This window comes from Pseudomonas fluorescens (assembly GCF_001307155.1).
Lineage (GTDB): Bacteria > Pseudomonadota > Gammaproteobacteria > Pseudomonadales > Pseudomonadaceae > Aquipseudomonas > Aquipseudomonas helvetica.
Window position 1 is genome coordinate 898,249 of record NZ_CP012830.1, and the last position, 15,344, is coordinate 913,592.

12 protein-coding genes are annotated in these 15,344 nt (G+C 60.3%); 1 reads left to right on the forward strand and 11 read right to left on the reverse strand.

Translation table 11 applies throughout. The features are described from left to right. Positions 1–127: 127 nt before the first annotated feature. Positions 128–1,666, forward strand: a complete 1,539-nt coding sequence (glpD, locus tag AO353_RS04190; RefSeq protein ID WP_054593818.1) for a glycerol-3-phosphate dehydrogenase — start codon at positions 128–130, stop codon at positions 1,664–1,666. Between the two features lie 75 nt (positions 1,667–1,741). Here the strand turns inward: glpD and AO353_RS04195 are convergent, their stop codons facing one another. The 11 genes from AO353_RS04195 to AO353_RS04245 all read right to left on the reverse strand — a co-directional run bounded on the left by AO353_RS04195 (position 1,742) and on the right by AO353_RS04245 (position 15,150). Continuing rightward, a complete protein-coding gene (locus AO353_RS04195; RefSeq protein WP_054593819.1) occupies positions 1,742–3,019 on the reverse strand; it encodes a flavohemoglobin expression-modulating QEGLA motif protein in 1,278 nt (425 codons plus the stop codon). Positions 3,020–3,061: 42 nt separating this feature from the next. Further along, positions 3,062–3,766, reverse strand: coding sequence for a TetR/AcrR family transcriptional regulator (locus AO353_RS04200; RefSeq protein ID WP_054598170.1), 705 nt, complete (start codon positions 3,764–3,766; stop codon positions 3,062–3,064). A 114-nt stretch (positions 3,767–3,880) separates the two neighbouring features. Continuing rightward, a complete protein-coding gene (lysS, locus tag AO353_RS04205; RefSeq protein ID WP_054593820.1) occupies positions 3,881–5,383 on the reverse strand; it encodes a lysine--tRNA ligase in 1,503 nt (500 codons plus the stop codon). A 110-nt stretch (positions 5,384–5,493) separates the two neighbouring features. Then, positions 5,494–6,589 (reverse strand): peptide chain release factor 2 gene (gene prfB, locus AO353_RS04210; RefSeq protein WP_102667242.1). Its coding sequence is split into 2 segments (ribosomal slippage): positions 5,494–6,516 and positions 6,518–6,589, totalling 1,095 coding nucleotides; the frame shifts between segments, so codons are not numbered across the junction. A gap of 106 nt (positions 6,590–6,695) precedes the next feature. Then, positions 6,696–7,697 (reverse strand): response regulator, encoded by a 1,002-nt coding sequence (locus tag AO353_RS04215; protein ID WP_054593821.1) that lies wholly within the window; start codon positions 7,695–7,697, stop codon positions 6,696–6,698. A gap of 42 nt (positions 7,698–7,739) precedes the next feature. Next, positions 7,740–8,750 (reverse strand): chemotaxis response regulator protein-glutamate methylesterase, encoded by a 1,011-nt coding sequence (locus AO353_RS04220; protein ID WP_054593822.1) that lies wholly within the window; start codon positions 8,748–8,750, stop codon positions 7,740–7,742. Further along, complete coding sequence (locus tag AO353_RS04225; protein WP_054593823.1) at positions 8,747–11,041, reverse strand: hybrid sensor histidine kinase/response regulator; 2,295 nt, start codon at positions 11,039–11,041, stop codon at positions 8,747–8,749. Before AO353_RS04225 ends, AO353_RS04220 begins: the two co-directional genes overlap by 4 nt. Beyond that, positions 11,038–11,721: a chemotaxis protein CheW gene (locus AO353_RS04230; RefSeq protein ID WP_054593824.1), complete on the reverse strand. Its 684-nt coding sequence runs from the start codon at positions 11,719–11,721 to the stop codon at positions 11,038–11,040. The genes AO353_RS04225 and AO353_RS04230 overlap by 4 nt, the downstream gene beginning before the upstream one ends. Then, positions 11,718–12,995 carry a CheR family methyltransferase gene (locus AO353_RS04235; protein ID WP_054593825.1) on the reverse strand — a complete coding sequence of 426 codons (1,278 nt, stop codon included), beginning with the start codon at positions 12,993–12,995 and terminating at the stop codon, positions 11,718–11,720. Before AO353_RS04235 ends, AO353_RS04230 begins: the two co-directional genes overlap by 4 nt. Then, positions 12,992–13,528, reverse strand: a complete 537-nt coding sequence (locus AO353_RS04240) for a chemotaxis protein CheW (protein ID WP_054593826.1) — start codon at positions 13,526–13,528, stop codon at positions 12,992–12,994. The genes AO353_RS04235 and AO353_RS04240 overlap by 4 nt, the downstream gene beginning before the upstream one ends. Then, positions 13,528–15,150: a methyl-accepting chemotaxis protein gene (locus AO353_RS04245; protein ID WP_054593827.1), complete on the reverse strand. Its 1,623-nt coding sequence runs from the start codon at positions 15,148–15,150 to the stop codon at positions 13,528–13,530. The genes AO353_RS04240 and AO353_RS04245 overlap by 1 nt, the downstream gene beginning before the upstream one ends. Positions 15,151–15,344: the final 194 nt, after the last annotated feature.

The window sequence follows — 15,344 nt, forward strand, 5'->3', positions numbered from 1 at the left end:
TTCCCCTCTCTTCGATCAGAATTTTCAATCGAAGCCGACTGGTTGCGCCTGGATTTATGCGCTACTATTTTCGCAAATGAACATTAATGTTCGAATTCAAATATAGAAAGTACCCCGAGGCCAGCCGATGCCCACTTCAACCTTACCTATGCCCCCTCTTGCCGAGGTCTACGATATCGCCGTCATTGGTGGTGGGATAAACGGTGTGGGGATTGCAGCGGATGCCGCCGGTCGCGGTCTTTCGGTGTTCCTTTGCGAAAAGGACGATCTGGCCAGTCATACCTCGTCCGCCAGCAGCAAGCTGATCCACGGCGGCCTGCGCTACCTCGAACACTACGAATTCCGCCTCGTGCGCGAGGCCTTGGCCGAGCGTGAAGTGCTGTTGGCCAAGGCCCCGCACATCGTCAAGCCAATGCGCTTCGTGTTGCCACACCGTCCGCACCTGCGCCCGGCGTGGATGATCCGTGCAGGCCTGTTCCTTTATGACCATCTTGGCAAGCGGGAAAAACTCGCCGGCTCCAAAAGCCTGAAGTTCGGGGCCGACAGTGCGCTGAAAAGCGAAATCACCAAAGGCTTCGAATACTCCGATTGCTGGGTCGACGACGCCCGTCTGGTGGTGCTCAATGCCATGGCTGCCCGCGAAAAAGGCGCCCACGTGCACACCCAGACCCGCTGTGTCAGCGCCCGTCGCAGCAAAGGCCTGTGGGAGTTGAACCTGGAACGCACCGATGGCCGCCTGTTCTCGATCCGCGCCAAAGCACTGGTGAATGCCGCCGGTCCATGGGTCGCCAAGTTCATTCGTGATGACCTGAAGATGGAATCGCCTTACGGCATCCGCCTGATTCAGGGCAGCCACCTGATCGTGCCGAAGCTGTACGAAGGCGAACACGCGCATATCCTGCAGAACGAAGACCAACGCATCGTGTTCACCATTCCATACCTCAATCAATTCACCCTGATTGGTACCACGGACCGTGAGTACACCGGCGATCCAGCGAAAGTCACCATCACCGAAGGCGAGACCGATTACCTGCTGAAAGTGGTCAACGCGCACTTCAAGAAACAAATCAGCCGCAGCGACATCCTGCACACCTATTCCGGCGTTCGTCCGCTGTGCAACGACGAATCCGACAATCCTTCGGCCGTGACCCGCGATTACACCCTGGCGCTGTCTGGCAGCGCAGAAGAAGCACCGCTGCTGTCGGTGTTCGGTGGCAAACTGACCACCTACCGCAAACTGGCCGAGTCGGCCATGGCGCAGCTGGCACCGTACTTCAAGGGCATGAAGCCGAGCTGGACCGCGCAAGCGACCCTGCCGGGCGGCGAAGACATGACCACGCCACAGGCCTTGAGCGCGTTGATTCGCGACAAGTTCGACTGGTTGCCGACGGAAATCGCCCGACGCTGGGCCACCACCTATGGCAGCCGTACCTGGCGCCTGCTTGAAGGTGTACAGAGCCTGAAGGACATGGGCGAACACCTCGGTGGCGGTCTCTACACCCGCGAAGTCGATTACCTGTGCAGCGAAGAATGGGCCACCAGCGCTCACGACATTCTCTGGCGTCGCAGCAAACTGGGTTTGTTCACCACCCAGGCAGAGCAAGAGAACGTCCAGCTGTACCTGAACAAGCTCGAGCAGAACCGCAGCAAGATCGAAGCGGCCTGATCGGTAATCCGGCTCAACCAAAGCCCCTGAATCTCACGATTCAGGGGCTTTTGTTTAGAAGATCTTTCGACGCCATTACAAAATGTTCGAGTAATCCGCTTCGATCCGATCCAGGCTCAGGTGATTGAGGAAGTTGGAGAAACACATCCAGGCCGACAAGGCGTTCATGTCACGGAACTGGTCCGGCAGGTACTTGGGTGGTTCCACCAGGCCCTCATCCACCAACTGACGCAGGGTGCGCATGTCTTCCAGGGTGGTCTTGCCGCAAAACAGCAAAGGGATCTGCTCAAGCTTGCCTTTACGCACGGCCAACTGAATGTAGTTGTAAACCATGATAAAGCCCTTGAGGTAGGACAAGTCCTTGGTGAATGGCAGACCAGTGGGTATCGAACCACGGAAAACCCGGCTGGCATTGCTATAGCTTTCAGCCATCTCGAAGCCTTGAGCGCGGAAGAACTCGAAGATCTGCAAGAAGTCCGCGCCCTCCTCGGCCATGTGAATCGCCCGGGTACGGTTGGTCAGTTTGCGCAAGCGACTCGGATAGGACGCAAAGGTGATGATTTCCATCAGGATCGCCAACCCCTCCTGGGTCACGGTCGACGACGGTGGACCTTTGGAAAGGAAAGTGCAGATCGGCTGATTCAGACCGTTAAGCGTGGTGCCGACATGCACCAGCCCTTCATGGACTTCCAGGGCGCGCACGTCACGTTCGTTGAACATCGCGTCAGCGCGGATCTTGATGTAGTCGGCACCAGCCGCCGCATCCGCGACAATACCGTCGGACTCGAACACCCGAATGGTTTCCTCGGCTTCGCCAAAGACCTTGTTCAAACGGGTTTGCAGCAAGTGCACGGCTTCCTTGGCGGTGAGGATCTTCGGTTCGTCCTTGAGGTCGCCCCGGCCATCGATGTTGTTCAGGTAGTCGGACATCATCAGGCCAAGGTCGGCCAGGGTCGGGTCACCGGCGTGGAATGCATCGGACGCCGCGCCGTAAAGCTCCTGGGAGATCAACCCGAAATCTTCGGTGCCACGCGCTTCGAGCATCCGCACCACCATGCGGTATTCCTTGCACATGCGACGCATGATCTGCCCGACCGGGTTGAACTGGCCGAGCTGACGGGTGATGTCGCGCTCGATGTTCTGGAATTCCAGCTTCACTTTGCTGGAGTCAAAGGACAGTGGCCGGTTGAGGTAGTAGTCGCGATCCACCGCCGGCATTTCCTTGCCTTTGGCCTTGAGGAAACCCTTGCGGATGTTGTCGTCCCACTTGACCGCATCGAGTACCCGAATCGGCGTCTGCGCCAGCACTATGCGATCGGACAACGTGCGTATCGTCTGCTGGTATTCGTCCACCCGGTGCTCCTGTTGATAACCGTTGCGTATTGCGTGTTTTGATCAGGCCGACGCCAGCACCAGGTGCATATATCGCGTCAGAATGCCGAGCATCTCTTGTTCGGCCTCGGGCTCTGCGTCATTGAGCAGGCCCTGATATTCCATCCGGCCGATAATCGCCGTCAACACTTTGGCATCCTGCTGCGGCTCTCGCGAACCCAATACCTGGAAAAGCTGGCAAGTGCCCTGCAAGAGAATTTGCTGATGCGAGCGCACCAGCAGCGCCAGGCGCGGGTTGAGCAACGCTTCCTGGCGGAAGGCCTGCTCGGCCATCAGGTGCTCGCGGCGGTTGATCAATTGCCGGTGAACATAGTCCGCCATCAGCCGTGCGATATCGTCAGCCAACTGTGAGCGGCACTCGGGGCTGCCGTCGCCGCTGATGACCATCTCGCGCAACAAGCCTTCGTTATTGGCCCACAACCTGGCCATGTAGGCGGCGCTACGTTCAACGTATTGAGCGAAGGTATCGGTGAGCAGGTCATCGATATCCTTGAAATAGTAAGTGGTCGCCGACAACGGCACACCCGCTTCGGCGGCCACGGCACGGTGACGTACCGCACGAACACCGTCGCGTACGACGATGCGCATCGCTGCATCGAGAATTTCCTGTCGACGCTGCTCGCTTCCCTGTCGGCTGGCTTTGCGTCCCTGATACTGAACGCTTTCAGCAACCGCAGTGGCGATGCCAGCTGCTCCTTCTTGAGCCAATGCACGATTCACGACAGATATTCCTCTCTAACGTCAAAAGTAACCAATTGATACGTTTGTACCAGACAGGCAATAAAAAGCCGCCTGTTATAGGCGGCTTTTTAATTGAAACATTTACGCTTGCGGCCGCATGTGCGGGAACAGGATCACATCGCGAATCGACGGTGAGTTGGTCAGCAGCATCACCAGTCGGTCAATACCGATACCTTCACCGGCGGTCGGCGGCATGCCGTACTCCAGCGCGCGTACGAAGTCAGCATCGTAGTGCATGGCTTCGTCGTCACCGGCGTCCTTGTCGGCCACCTGAGCCATGAAGCGCTCGGCCTGGTCTTCCGCGTCGTTCAACTCGGAGTAGGCGTTGGCGATTTCGCGGCCACCGATGAACAGCTCGAAACGGTCGGTGACGTTCGGGTTCTCGTCGTTGCGGCGGGCCAGCGGCGACACTTCGAACGGGTACTGGGTGATGAAGTGCGGCTGCTCCAGCTTGTGCTCGACCAGCTCTTCGAAAATCATTACCTGCAGCTTGCCCAGACCTTCGAAGCCCAGCACTTTGGCGCCGGCCTTCTTGGCGATGGTGCGAGCCTTGTCGATGTCAGTCAGGTCGTCAGCGGTCAGCTCGGGGTTGTACTTGAGGATCGAGTCGAACACCGAGAGACGCACGAACGGCTCGCCGAAGTGGAACACCTTCTCGCCGTACGGCACGTCGGTGCTGCCCAGAACCAACTGCGCCAGTTCACGGAACAGTTCTTCGGTCAGGTCCATGTTGTCTTCGTAGTCGGCGTGGGCCTGGTAGAACTCCAACATGGTGAATTCAGGATTGTGACGAGTCGAAACACCTTCGTTACGGAAGTTGCGGTTGATCTCGAACACTTTCTCGAAACCACCTACCACCAGACGCTTGAGGTACAGCTCCGGCGCGATACGCAAGAACATCTGCATATCCAGCGCATTGTGGTGAGTCTCGAACGGCTTGGCCGCCGCACCGCCAGGGATGGTTTGCAGCATCGGCGTTTCGACTTCCAGGAAGTCGCGCTTCATCAGGAAGCTGCGAATGTGCGCAATCACTTGCGAACGCACGCGGAAGGTCTGACGCACGTCTTCGTTGACGATCAGGTCAACGTAACGCTGGCGATAGCGCTGTTCGGTGTCGGACAGGCCGTGGTGCTTGTCCGGCAACGGGCGCAGGGATTTGGTCAGCAGACGTACGTTGGTCATTTCAACGTACAGGTCGCCCTTGCCGGAACGGGCCAGGGTGCCTTCGGCGGCGATGATGTCGCCCAGGTCCCAGGTTTTAACGGCGGCCAGGGTTTCTTCTGACAGGGTTTTACGGTTGACGTAAACCTGAATGCGCCCGGACATGTCCTGGATCACCATGAACGAGCCACGGTTGAGCATGAGACGACCGGCAACCTTGACCGGGATCGCAGCCTCTGCCAGCTCTTCCTTAGTCTTGTCCGCGTACTGCTTCTGCAAGTCTTCGCAGTAGGCGTCGCGGCGGAAGTCATTCGGGAAGGCCTGGCCCTTGGCGCGCTCGGCAGCAAGCTTTTCCTTGCGCAGGGCGATCAGGGAGTTTTCTTCCTGTTGCAGGGCTTGCGGATCGAGTTCTAGGTCGCTCATGTCTTTAAAAATTCCATCACAGGTTCGTTGCCCCCAGCCTTCGGCTGGGGATCGCGGGCAAGCCTCGCTCCTACAGGGTCGTTGAATCAGTGACCACTGCAGTGCATTCGTTACAAGCCTTGTTTCAGGCTCGCCACCAGATATTCGTCGATGTCGCCGTCGAGCACCTTGTCGCAGTCGCTGCGTTCGACGTTAGTACGCAAATCCTTGATTCGCGACTGGTCGAGCACATACGAGCGAATCTGGTGACCCCAGCCGATGTCCGACTTGGTGTCTTCCAGGGCTTGGGAAGCAGCGTTGCGTTTCTGCACTTCCTGCTCGTACAAGCGCGCCCGCAACATTTTCATCGCGGTGTCTTTGTTGGCGTGCTGGGAACGTTCGTTCTGGCAGCTGACCACGGTGTTGGTCGGTACGTGGGTGATACGTACGGCCGAGTCGGTGGTGTTTACGTGCTGACCACCGGCGCCCGAGGAACGGTAGGTGTCGATGCGCAGGTCCGACGGGTTGATGTCGATTTCGATGTTGTCATCGATTTCCGGCGACACGAACACGGCCGAGAACGAGGTATGGCGACGGTTACCGGAGTCGTACGGGCTCTTGCGCACCAGACGGTGTACGCCGATCTCGGTCCGCAGCCAGCCAAAGGCGTATTCACCCTTGATGTGCACGGTTGCGCCCTTGATCCCGGCGACTTCACCGGCGGAGAGCTCCATGATGGTCGCGTCGAAACCGCGTTTGTCCGCCCAGCGCAGGTACATGCGCAGCAGGATGTTGGCCCAGTCCTGGGCCTCGGTACCGCCGGAGCCGGCCTGGATATCCAGGTAGGCGTTGTTGGCGTCCATCTCACCGCTGAACATGCGACGGAATTCGAGTTTTTCCAGGGCCTCGCGCAGACGCTCGACTTCGGCAGCGACGTCATCGACGGCAGCCTGGTCTTCTTCCTCTGCGGACATCAGCAGCAGGTCTTTGGCGTCGGCAAGGCCGCTGTGCATCTGGTCGAGGGTTTCGACGATCTGCGCCAGCAGGGACCGCTCGCGGCCCAGTTCCTGAGCGTACGACGGGTTGTTCCAGACATTCGGATCTTCAAGCTCGCGATTGACTTCGGTCAGACGCTCATGCTTTTGATCGTAGTCAAAGATACCCCCGAATAGTTTCGGAGCGCTCGGACAGGTCCTTGATACTGTTAAGGATCGGGTTGATTTCCATGGCGGGCAGCACTCGTTGGCGAACTTTTGAAAGCCGGCGAGTATAACGTAATCACGCTGTCACGGCAGCCCGCCTGGCGGCTTTAACGGCGAATGAACGTGCGGGTTCATTCGATGCCGACCTGATTGCGTCCATTGTTCTTCGCCAGGTACAACCCCTTGTCCGCCGCCGAGATCAATTGACGGTAATCACTGCCCGGCTGCGGGGTGATGGTCGAGAGGCCGATGCTGATGGTCAGGCTCGCACCTTCGGCCGGTACAACATGCGGGATGTTCATTCCGGCCACGGTCTGCCGGAGTTTTTCCGCGACCAGGCGTGCCCCGCCCGGCGAGGTATTGGGCAATACCAGGACGAACTCTTCACCGCCATAACGCGCCGGCAGATCGGAAGGCCGGCTGCTGGCATCGCGGATCGCCGTGGCGACTTTGCGCAGGGCTTCGTCGCCTTCCAGATGGCCGAAGCTGTCGTTGTACAACTTGAAATAGTCGACATCGATCATCAACAGCGACAGTTGCGCCTGGTCACGCATGGCCCGACGCCATTCCAACTCAAGGTATTCGTCGAAATGGCGACGGTTAGACAGCCCGGTCAGGCCGTCGGAGTTCATCAGGCGTTGCAGCACCAGGTTGGTGTCGAGCAACTGTTGTTGACTGACCCGCAGCGCCCGATAGGCCGCATCGCGCTGGATCAGGGTCATGTAGGAGCGCGAGTGATAACGAATGCGCGCGACCAGTTCGATGTTGTCCGGCAGCTTGACCAGGTAATCGTTGGCCCCCGCAGCAAACGCCGCGCTCTTGATCAGCGGGTCTTCCTTGGTCGACAGCACAATGATCGGAATGTCCTTGGTCGCCGGGTGGTTGCGGTATTCGCGCACCAGCGACAGGCCGTCCAGACCGGGCATGACCAGGTCCTGCAGGATCACCGTCGGCTTGATGCGAATCGCCTGGGCGATGGCCTGATGCGGATCGGCGCAGAAATGGAAGTCGATGTTCTCTTCGTTCGCCAGCCCGCGGCGCACGGCTTCGCCGATCATCGCCTGGTCGTCGACCAGCAGCACCATCGCGGCGTTCTCATCGGTTTTAAAGGCGTCGAGCTGTAAATCATCCATGTGCGGGCACCTGAATAAGGCAAGTACAGCTGCAATGATGAGTCATTTTGCAAAGATCTCCAGCAATCGTGGCGCTATCTTGTCCAACGGGTGAATTTCTACAGCGGCGTCGATGGCGGCGGCCGCTTTCGGCATGCCATATACCGCACTGCTGCGCTGATCCTGAGCAATGGTCAAGTAGCCTTGCTGGCGCATCGATTTAAGTCCCTGGGCGCCATCGCGCCCCATGCCGGTCAGCAGCACACCGACTGCATCTCCGTTCCAATAAGTGGCCACGCTTTCAAAAAAAACGTCGATCGAGGGTCGATAGATCTCGTTGACCGGCTCGGCGGTGTAGGCCAGCGTACCGTTCTTCAATAAACGAATGTGGTGATTGGTGCCCGCCAGCAACACCGTCCCGCTTTGCGGCGGCTCGCCTTCCTGAGCCAGGCGCACGTCCAGACCGCTGGCGCTGCCGAGCCATTCAGCCATGCCGGCCGCGAACACCTGGTCAACGTGCTGGACCAGCACGATGGCCGGCGCAAAATCGCGCGGCAGGGCCTTGAGCAAGACTTCCAGCGCCGCCGGCCCGCCAGCAGAAGAACCGATGGCCACCAGGCTCTGGCGTTGCCCGAGAACACGAGGAAGGGCCGGCGCCGATTGCACACGGTTACCGCGCTCGCCGATCAGCCAGCCGATATTCATGATCTTGCGCAGCAGCGGCGCTGCGGCTTCTTTCGGATCGCCCGCGCCGAGGGCCGGGGTATCGACCACATCCAGCGCGCCGTGGCCCATGGCCTCGAACACCCGATGGACATTCTGCTGTCGGTCCACCGTGACGATAACAATAGCGCACGGGGTCTCGGCCATGATCCGGCGTGTTGCTTCGACGCCATCCATGACCGGCATGATCAGGTCCATCAGGATCAGGTCCGGGGTGAACTCGGCGCAACGTTGCACCGCCTCGGCGCCATTACGGGCGACCCAGACCACCTCGTGCGCCGGCTCGAAGGCCAAGGCTCGACGCAGGGCCTCCACGGCCATGGGCATATCGTTGACGATAGCGATCTTCATGCTCGCGCTCCTCCTATGAGCTCAACCACTGCATCGAGCAGTGCATCGTCATGAAAGCTGGCCTTGGCTAGATAGTAGTCGGCTCCAGCATCCAGCCCACGACGACGGTCTTCTTCACGATCCTTGTAGGACACCACCATCACCGGCAGCGATTGCAGCCGATTGTCACGGCGCAACAATGAAACCAGCTCGATCCCGTCCATGCGCGGCATATCAATGTCGGTAATCAGCAGGTCGAAATCCTCGGCACGCAGCGCGTTCCAGCCGTCCATGCCGTCAACCGCAACGGCCACGTCATAACCCCGATTGAGCAACAGCTTGCGTTGCAACTCACGCACCGTCAGTGAGTCATCGACCACCAGAATACGTTTGCGTGCAGCGACGGCAGCCTGTTGGCTGTGTCGGGCGATCCGTTCCAGGCGACCGGTATTGAGCAGTTTGTCCACCGAGCGGAGCAGGTCTTCGACGTCGACGATCAACACCACCGACCCGTCATCGAGCAAGGCCCCGGCAGAAATGTCCTGAACCTTGCCCAGCCGCTCATCCAGCGGCAGTACCACCAACGTGCGCTCGCCGATAAAACGCTCGACGGCCACACCGTACACCGTGTCGCGGTCACGGATGACCACGACTTTAAGGGTCGCCGGGCTGTTCTGACTCGCCGGGCGGTTGAGCAACTGGCTGGCCGCAACGAGGCCAACGTGTCGACCTTCGTGCCAGAAGTGCTGACGACCTTCCACCTGGACGATGTCGTCCGACGCCAAATCGCACATGCGCTCGATGTGCGCCAGTGGAAAGGCATACGCCTCCTCGCCCACTTCCACCACCAGACTGCGCACCACCGACAACGTCAACGGCACCTCAAGCTGGAAACGACTGCCCTCGCCGGCCTTCTGTTCCAGCACCACAGCGCCGCGTAACTGGCGGACCATGTGCTGAACCGCATCCAGGCCTACGCCACGCCCGGACACCTCGGTAACTTTGTCGCGCAGGCTGAAGCCCGGCAGGAAGAGGAACGTCAGCAGCTCTTCTTCGCTCAACTGCGCCGCGGTCTCGGCCGGCGACAATTGACGTTCGACGATACTGGCGCGCACTTGTTCCAGGTCCACGCCATGGCCATCGTCGCTCAATTCCAGCAACAGCAGCCCGGCCTGGTTGGACGCGCGCAAGCGAATCAGCCCTTCGGCAGGCTTGCCGGCCAGCAGGCGTTGCTCGGGTGTTTCGATGCCGTGATCTACCGCATTGCGCAACAAATGGGTCAGCGGCGCTTCGAGCTTCTCCAGCACGTCGCGATCGACCTGGGTCTTTTCACCCTCGATTTCCAGCCGCACCTGCTTGCCCAGACTACGTCCCAGATCGCGAACCATTCGCGCCTGCCCGGTCAGCACATCGGCAAACGGCCGCATGCGACAGGCCAGCGCCGTGTCATACAGCACCTGAGCGCGCTGACTCGCCTGCCAGGCAAACTCATCAAGCTCAGCGGTTTTCTCAGCCAGCAACTGCTGCGATTCGGCCAACAGCCGCCGCGCATCGCCGAGCGCCTCCAGGGCTTCAAGGCCCAGGTCATGCCCCTTGAGGTGCACGTTGAGGTTTTCCAGGGCGCGCAGACTGTTGCTCTGCGTGCGTTTGAGACGCTGCATTGTTGCCAGGTAAGGCTTGAGACGCAGGGTTTCCACCAGCGACTTGCTCGACAGATCGAGCAGACTGTTCAAGCGCTCGGCAGTCACCCGCAACACCCGCTCGCCACCTTCGGTGACGCGCTTGGCTTTACGCGACGCCTCGACCGAGGCCGCCAGCGACGACTCGAGTTCCGACACCAGGTCCGGCGGCTCGACGTGCGGTGCCGGTGGCTCGGGCGGCAATGAGGGCTGTGCCACAGCAGGTGCTGCAACCGCCGCCAATGGATCGAGCAAACGCCCCATCAGCGCCACGTAGGCTTCGATATCGCCCGGCCCCACGTTGGCACTGCCTGGCGTGGCGATGCGCATCAGCAAGTCCGTGCCTTGCAGCAGCGCATCAATGTGTTCGGGGCGCAGAAAAAGTCGACCCTCCTGCGCGCTGACCAGGCAATCTTCCATCACATGAGAAACGCTGACTCCGGCATCCACACCGACGATCCGCGCCGCGCCCTTGAGCGAATGCGCGGCGCGCATGCAAGCTTCCAGCTGATCGGCCTGGGTCGGGTCACGCTCCAGCGCCAGCAACCCGGCGCTGAGCACCTGGGTCTGGGCCTCGGCTTCAAGACTGAAGAGTTCCAGCAATGACGCGTCGCGCATTTGATCGGGGGTCATGTCAGGCTCCGGGTCACGGCGGACAACACCTGTTCTTCATCCAGCCAGCGCAGGCTGCGACCTCTGAATTGCAGGACGCCACGGGTGTACTTGGCACTGGCCTGCTCACCTGAGCGGGACGCGGCGTCGAGAATCCGCTCATCAATGGCATGAATCCCGTCCACCTCATCCACCGGCACCACCACCGGGCCGCCGTGAGCAGCAATGATCAACATGCGCGGCATGATCCGCACGCCAGAGGCAACACCGGCGGTCGCTTCCAGCCCGAGCAATTCCACCAGCGACAGGCACGCCACCAGCGCGCCACGCACATTCGCCACCCCCAGCAGCGCCCGCGAACGCTGATGCGGCAGCGAATGAATCGCCTGCATCGGCGCCACTTCCACCAGGCTGCGGGTGGCCAGGGCGAGCCATTCTTCGCCGAGGCGGAACATCAACAGCGAGCGCGTGACCACGTCCGTTTCAACGGCAGTGGACACTTGCGCGCGGTCGTCCTGCTGCAAGGCATAGCGATCCAGCAAACGTGTCGCCGCCGCGGAATACACCGCGCAATTGCGACAGTGAATGTGTTCGACCAGCAGCGGGCAGGACTTGTCGCCGTGGATACCGATACGGTTCCAGCAGTCGTCGATAGCCTGGGCATCTGCATGGGTCACGTTCAGCGAAACAGTACCGGTCATCGTTTACGCTCACTGTCAGCGGTGCGCTCATTACGAGCAGCGCGTTGCTGCAATCGACGGGCACCGGACGCATCCCCCTGGGACGCCAGTAACACCGACAGGTGCATCAGTGCTTCGGGATGCTGCGGTTGCAAATACAGCGCCTTGCGATAAAAACCCTGGGCTTCCAGCACGTTGCCGGCGACATCACTGAGCAGCCCCAGCCAGTAAAACACCTGCGCCACCGGCTCATGGTGGCGCAGGTATTCCTCACAGGCGGCCTGCGCTTCGAGGCTTTTACCTTCGTTGGCGAGGGTTGCAATGCTTGCCAGCAGCGCGGCCGCATCGGTATTCGGTGCTTTCTCAAGGCTCGCACGCGGCGCCGGTGCAACAGCGGCAAACGGTCGGCTGCGCACTGGCGGTGGTGAAACGCTGCGCAGCGGCAAACTCACCGGCAACGGCGGTGCACTAAACACGGAGGGCGGCGCGGGTTCAGGCTCGCTGTGACGGCTGAAAGCGAAGGATTGTGGGATACCGATCGAACGCATCCCCAGATGCCCCAGCAAACTGCCTTCGGCCGGGCCGATAAACAGCACGCCCTCTATATGAGTCAGGCGCTTGAGCACCTGGAGAACCTGTTGCTGGGTAGGCTGATCGAAATAGATCAGCAGGTTGCGACAAAACACAAAGTCATAGGCTGGCTCATTGGCCAGCAAGGTCGGGTCCAGCAGGTTGCCCACCTGCAAACGCACCTGTTCGCGCACCCGCTCGCTGACGCGATAGCCGTCGTCTTCGGTGCTGAAGTAGCGCTCGCGGAAATCGGTTTGCTGCCCACGAAAGGAGTTCTTGCCGTACAGCGCACGCTTGGCTCGCTCGACCGACAGCGGACTGACGTCCACCCCGTCGACCTTGAACTGGTGCGGCGCAAGCCCACCATCGAATAACGCCATGGCAATCGAATACGGTTCTTCGCCAGTCGAGCACGGCAGGCTGAGAATCCGCAACGCACGCATACCCTTGATCTCGGCCAGGCGCTTGAGCGCCAGCCTGGCCAGCGTGGCAAAGGATTCCGGGTAACGGAAAAACCAGGTTTCCGGGACGATCACGCCTTCGATCAATGCCTGTTGCTCGTCTGCCGAGCCTCGCAGTCGCAGCCAGTACTCATCGGCCGTTTCCACCTGCTGCGCGGTCATGCGCTGGCGCACGGCCCGCTCGATGATCGCTGGGCCGACGGAGTTCACGTCCAGACCGATACGTTCTTTGAGGAAGTCGAAAAAGCGCTGGTCGCAGCTCATAGGCGCTCCTCAAGCATCGCCAGGTCCAGCGGCGGCGACGGGAACAGCAGCGCCCGCACCTGGGCATCCAGCAAGTCTGCGACACGCACCCATTGCAGCAGGCCTTGGGCGTCTTCACGCACCGGCCCCAAATACGGCGCCTGACGGTTATCCAGGCCATAGGGCTGGAAGTCCGCCGGGTTGCAACGCAGGGTGTCGGTGGCCTGCTCGAGAATCAGCCCGAGCAATTGCCGGGGCGTGGTGTCATCCGGCTGATAATGCACCAGCACCAATCGAGTGCTGGTGCGCGCCTGGGCCGGCTGACCGAACGCCAGCTCGCCGACATCGATTACCGGCACCACCGCGCCGCGATAGGCAAACACCCCCGCGACCCATGAAGGCGTCCCGGCAATCGGTTTGAGCGGCAGGCGCGGCAGCACTTCGGCCACTTCAATGGCTTGCAATGCATAACGCTCGTCACCGATACGAAACACCAGAAACAATGACTGCCTGGGCGCCATGCCTGCGCCGCGTTTCGCCACGAGTTCGCTCATCAGACTTTAAATCGCGAGACGCCGCCGCGCAGCCCCACGGCCACCTGGCTCAGCTCGTCGATGGCGGAACTGGCCTGACGCAAGGACTCGACCGTCTGGCTGCTGGCATCGCCCAACTGCACCAGCGCGTGGTTGATCTGCTCAGCCCCTGTAGCCTGGGCCTGCATGCCTTCGTTGACCATCAACACCCGCGGCGCCAGCGCCTGAACCTGATGGATGATTTGCGACAGCTGTTCGCCGACCTGCTGCACTTCGGACATGCCACGGCGGACTTCTTCAGAGAATTTGTCCATGCCCATGACGCCGGCCGACACCGCCGACTGGATCTCGCGAACCATCTGCTCGATGTCGTAGGTGGCGACGGCGGTCTGGTCTGCCAGACGTCGAACTTCGGTGGCGACCACGGCAAAACCGCGACCGTATTCACCGGCCTTTTCCGCTTCGATGGCGGCGTTCAGCGACAGCAGGTTGGTCTGGTCCGCGACCTTGACGATGGTCACCACCACCTGATTGATGTTGCCGGCCTTCTCGTTGAGGATCGCCAGTTTGGCATTGACCAAGTCGGCCGCGCCCATCACCGAGTGCATGGTCTCTTCCATCCGCGCCAGCCCCTGTTGACCGGAACCGGCCAGCACCGAGGCCTGATCGGCGGCGGTGGAGACTTCGGTCATGGTCCGCACCAGGTCCCGCGAGGTGGCGGCGATTTCACGCGAGGTGGCGCCGATTTCGGTGGTAGTGGCCGCCGTTTCAGTGGCGGTCGCCTGCTGCTGTTTGGAGGTGGCGGCGATTTCGGTCACCGAGGTGGTGACCTGTACCGAGGAACGCTGCGCCTGGGACACCAGCGAGGTCAGCTCGGTCATCATGTCGTTGAAGCCGGTTTCCACCGCGCCGAATTCGTCTTTGCGATCGAGGTTCAAACGGCTGCTGAGATCGCCGGTGCGCATGATGTCGAGGATCTGCACGATGCGATTCATCGGCGCCATGATCGCGCGCATCAACAGCAGGCCACAGAGGCCGGCGGCGATGACCGCCACCAGCAAAGACACGCCCATGCTGGCTTTTGCCGCAGTAACTGCTTGGCGGATGGCCTCGGTAGCGTTAGCGGATTGATCACGATTGCTATCAATCACAGCATTCAACTGCTTGCGGCCATCGACCCACGCGGGCGTCAACTCCTGCTCCAGCGCCAGACGAGCCTGTTCGTATTGTTTTTGCTGATACAGCCCGACGACTTTAGCCAACGCTTGGTTGTACGTTTGATAACGAGCCTCGAACGCTTCGAACCCGGCCCGATCCTCGGTGGTGAAGATCGTTTTCCGATAGTTGCCCATCTCGTCTTTCAGGTGCGCCTCGGCGCCCTTGTACAGCTCCAGGTCAGCGGCACTCATGTCGCGATGTTCCGAGAGGCCAACGATCCGTTGGGTCAAGACGTAAGTGTCGACCCAGGCGCCACGAATCATCGAGCTGTAATACAGCCCCGGAACGGCATCCGACTGGACCGTTTCCTCGCTGGATTCAATCTTCAGCAGACTCGAGAACGAGACCATGACCATCAGCAGCATGATGGCGATAATTACCGCAAAGCTCGCCAAAATGCGTTGGCGCAACGTCCAGTTCTTCACAGTCAGTCCTCGGGGCCGTTCAAATGGAGGGGAGTATAGCCGAGGGCTCGCTGCGTTTTATAAGCGGTGCATCTCAAGTAGCAACGAAACACCTGTGGCGAGGGAGCTTGCTCCCGCTGGAGCGCGTAGCGCTCCCAATATTGGCAATGACAATTCTTCAGATGGATCTCATTCGCCGGTTTTGGGGCTGCTAC

Excerpts from the sequence above, each read along its gene's own strand:
- AO353_RS04220 (WP_054593822.1), bottom strand. The coding sequence starts at position 8,750 with ATGAAGATCGCTATCGTCAACGATATGCCCATGGCCGTGGAGGCCCTG.
- AO353_RS04225 (WP_054593823.1), bottom strand. The coding sequence starts at position 11,041 with ATGACCCCCGATCAAATGCGCGACGCGTCATTGCTGGAACTCTTCAGT.
- AO353_RS04215 (WP_054593821.1), bottom strand. The coding sequence starts at position 7,697 with ATGGATGATTTACAGCTCGACGCCTTTAAAACCGATGAGAACGCCGCG.
- AO353_RS04230 (WP_054593824.1), bottom strand. The coding sequence starts at position 11,721 with ATGACCGGTACTGTTTCGCTGAACGTGACCCATGCAGATGCCCAGGCT.
- lysS (WP_054593820.1), bottom strand. The coding sequence starts at position 5,383 with ATGAGCGACCTAGAACTCGATCCGCAAGCCCTGCAACAGGAAGAAAAC.
- AO353_RS04240 (WP_054593826.1), bottom strand. The coding sequence starts at position 13,528 with ATGAGCGAACTCGTGGCGAAACGCGGCGCAGGCATGGCGCCCAGGCAG.
- glpD (WP_054593818.1), top strand. The coding sequence starts at position 128 with ATGCCCACTTCAACCTTACCTATGCCCCCTCTTGCCGAGGTCTACGAT.
- AO353_RS04235 (WP_054593825.1), bottom strand. The coding sequence starts at position 12,995 with ATGAGCTGCGACCAGCGCTTTTTCGACTTCCTCAAAGAACGTATCGGT.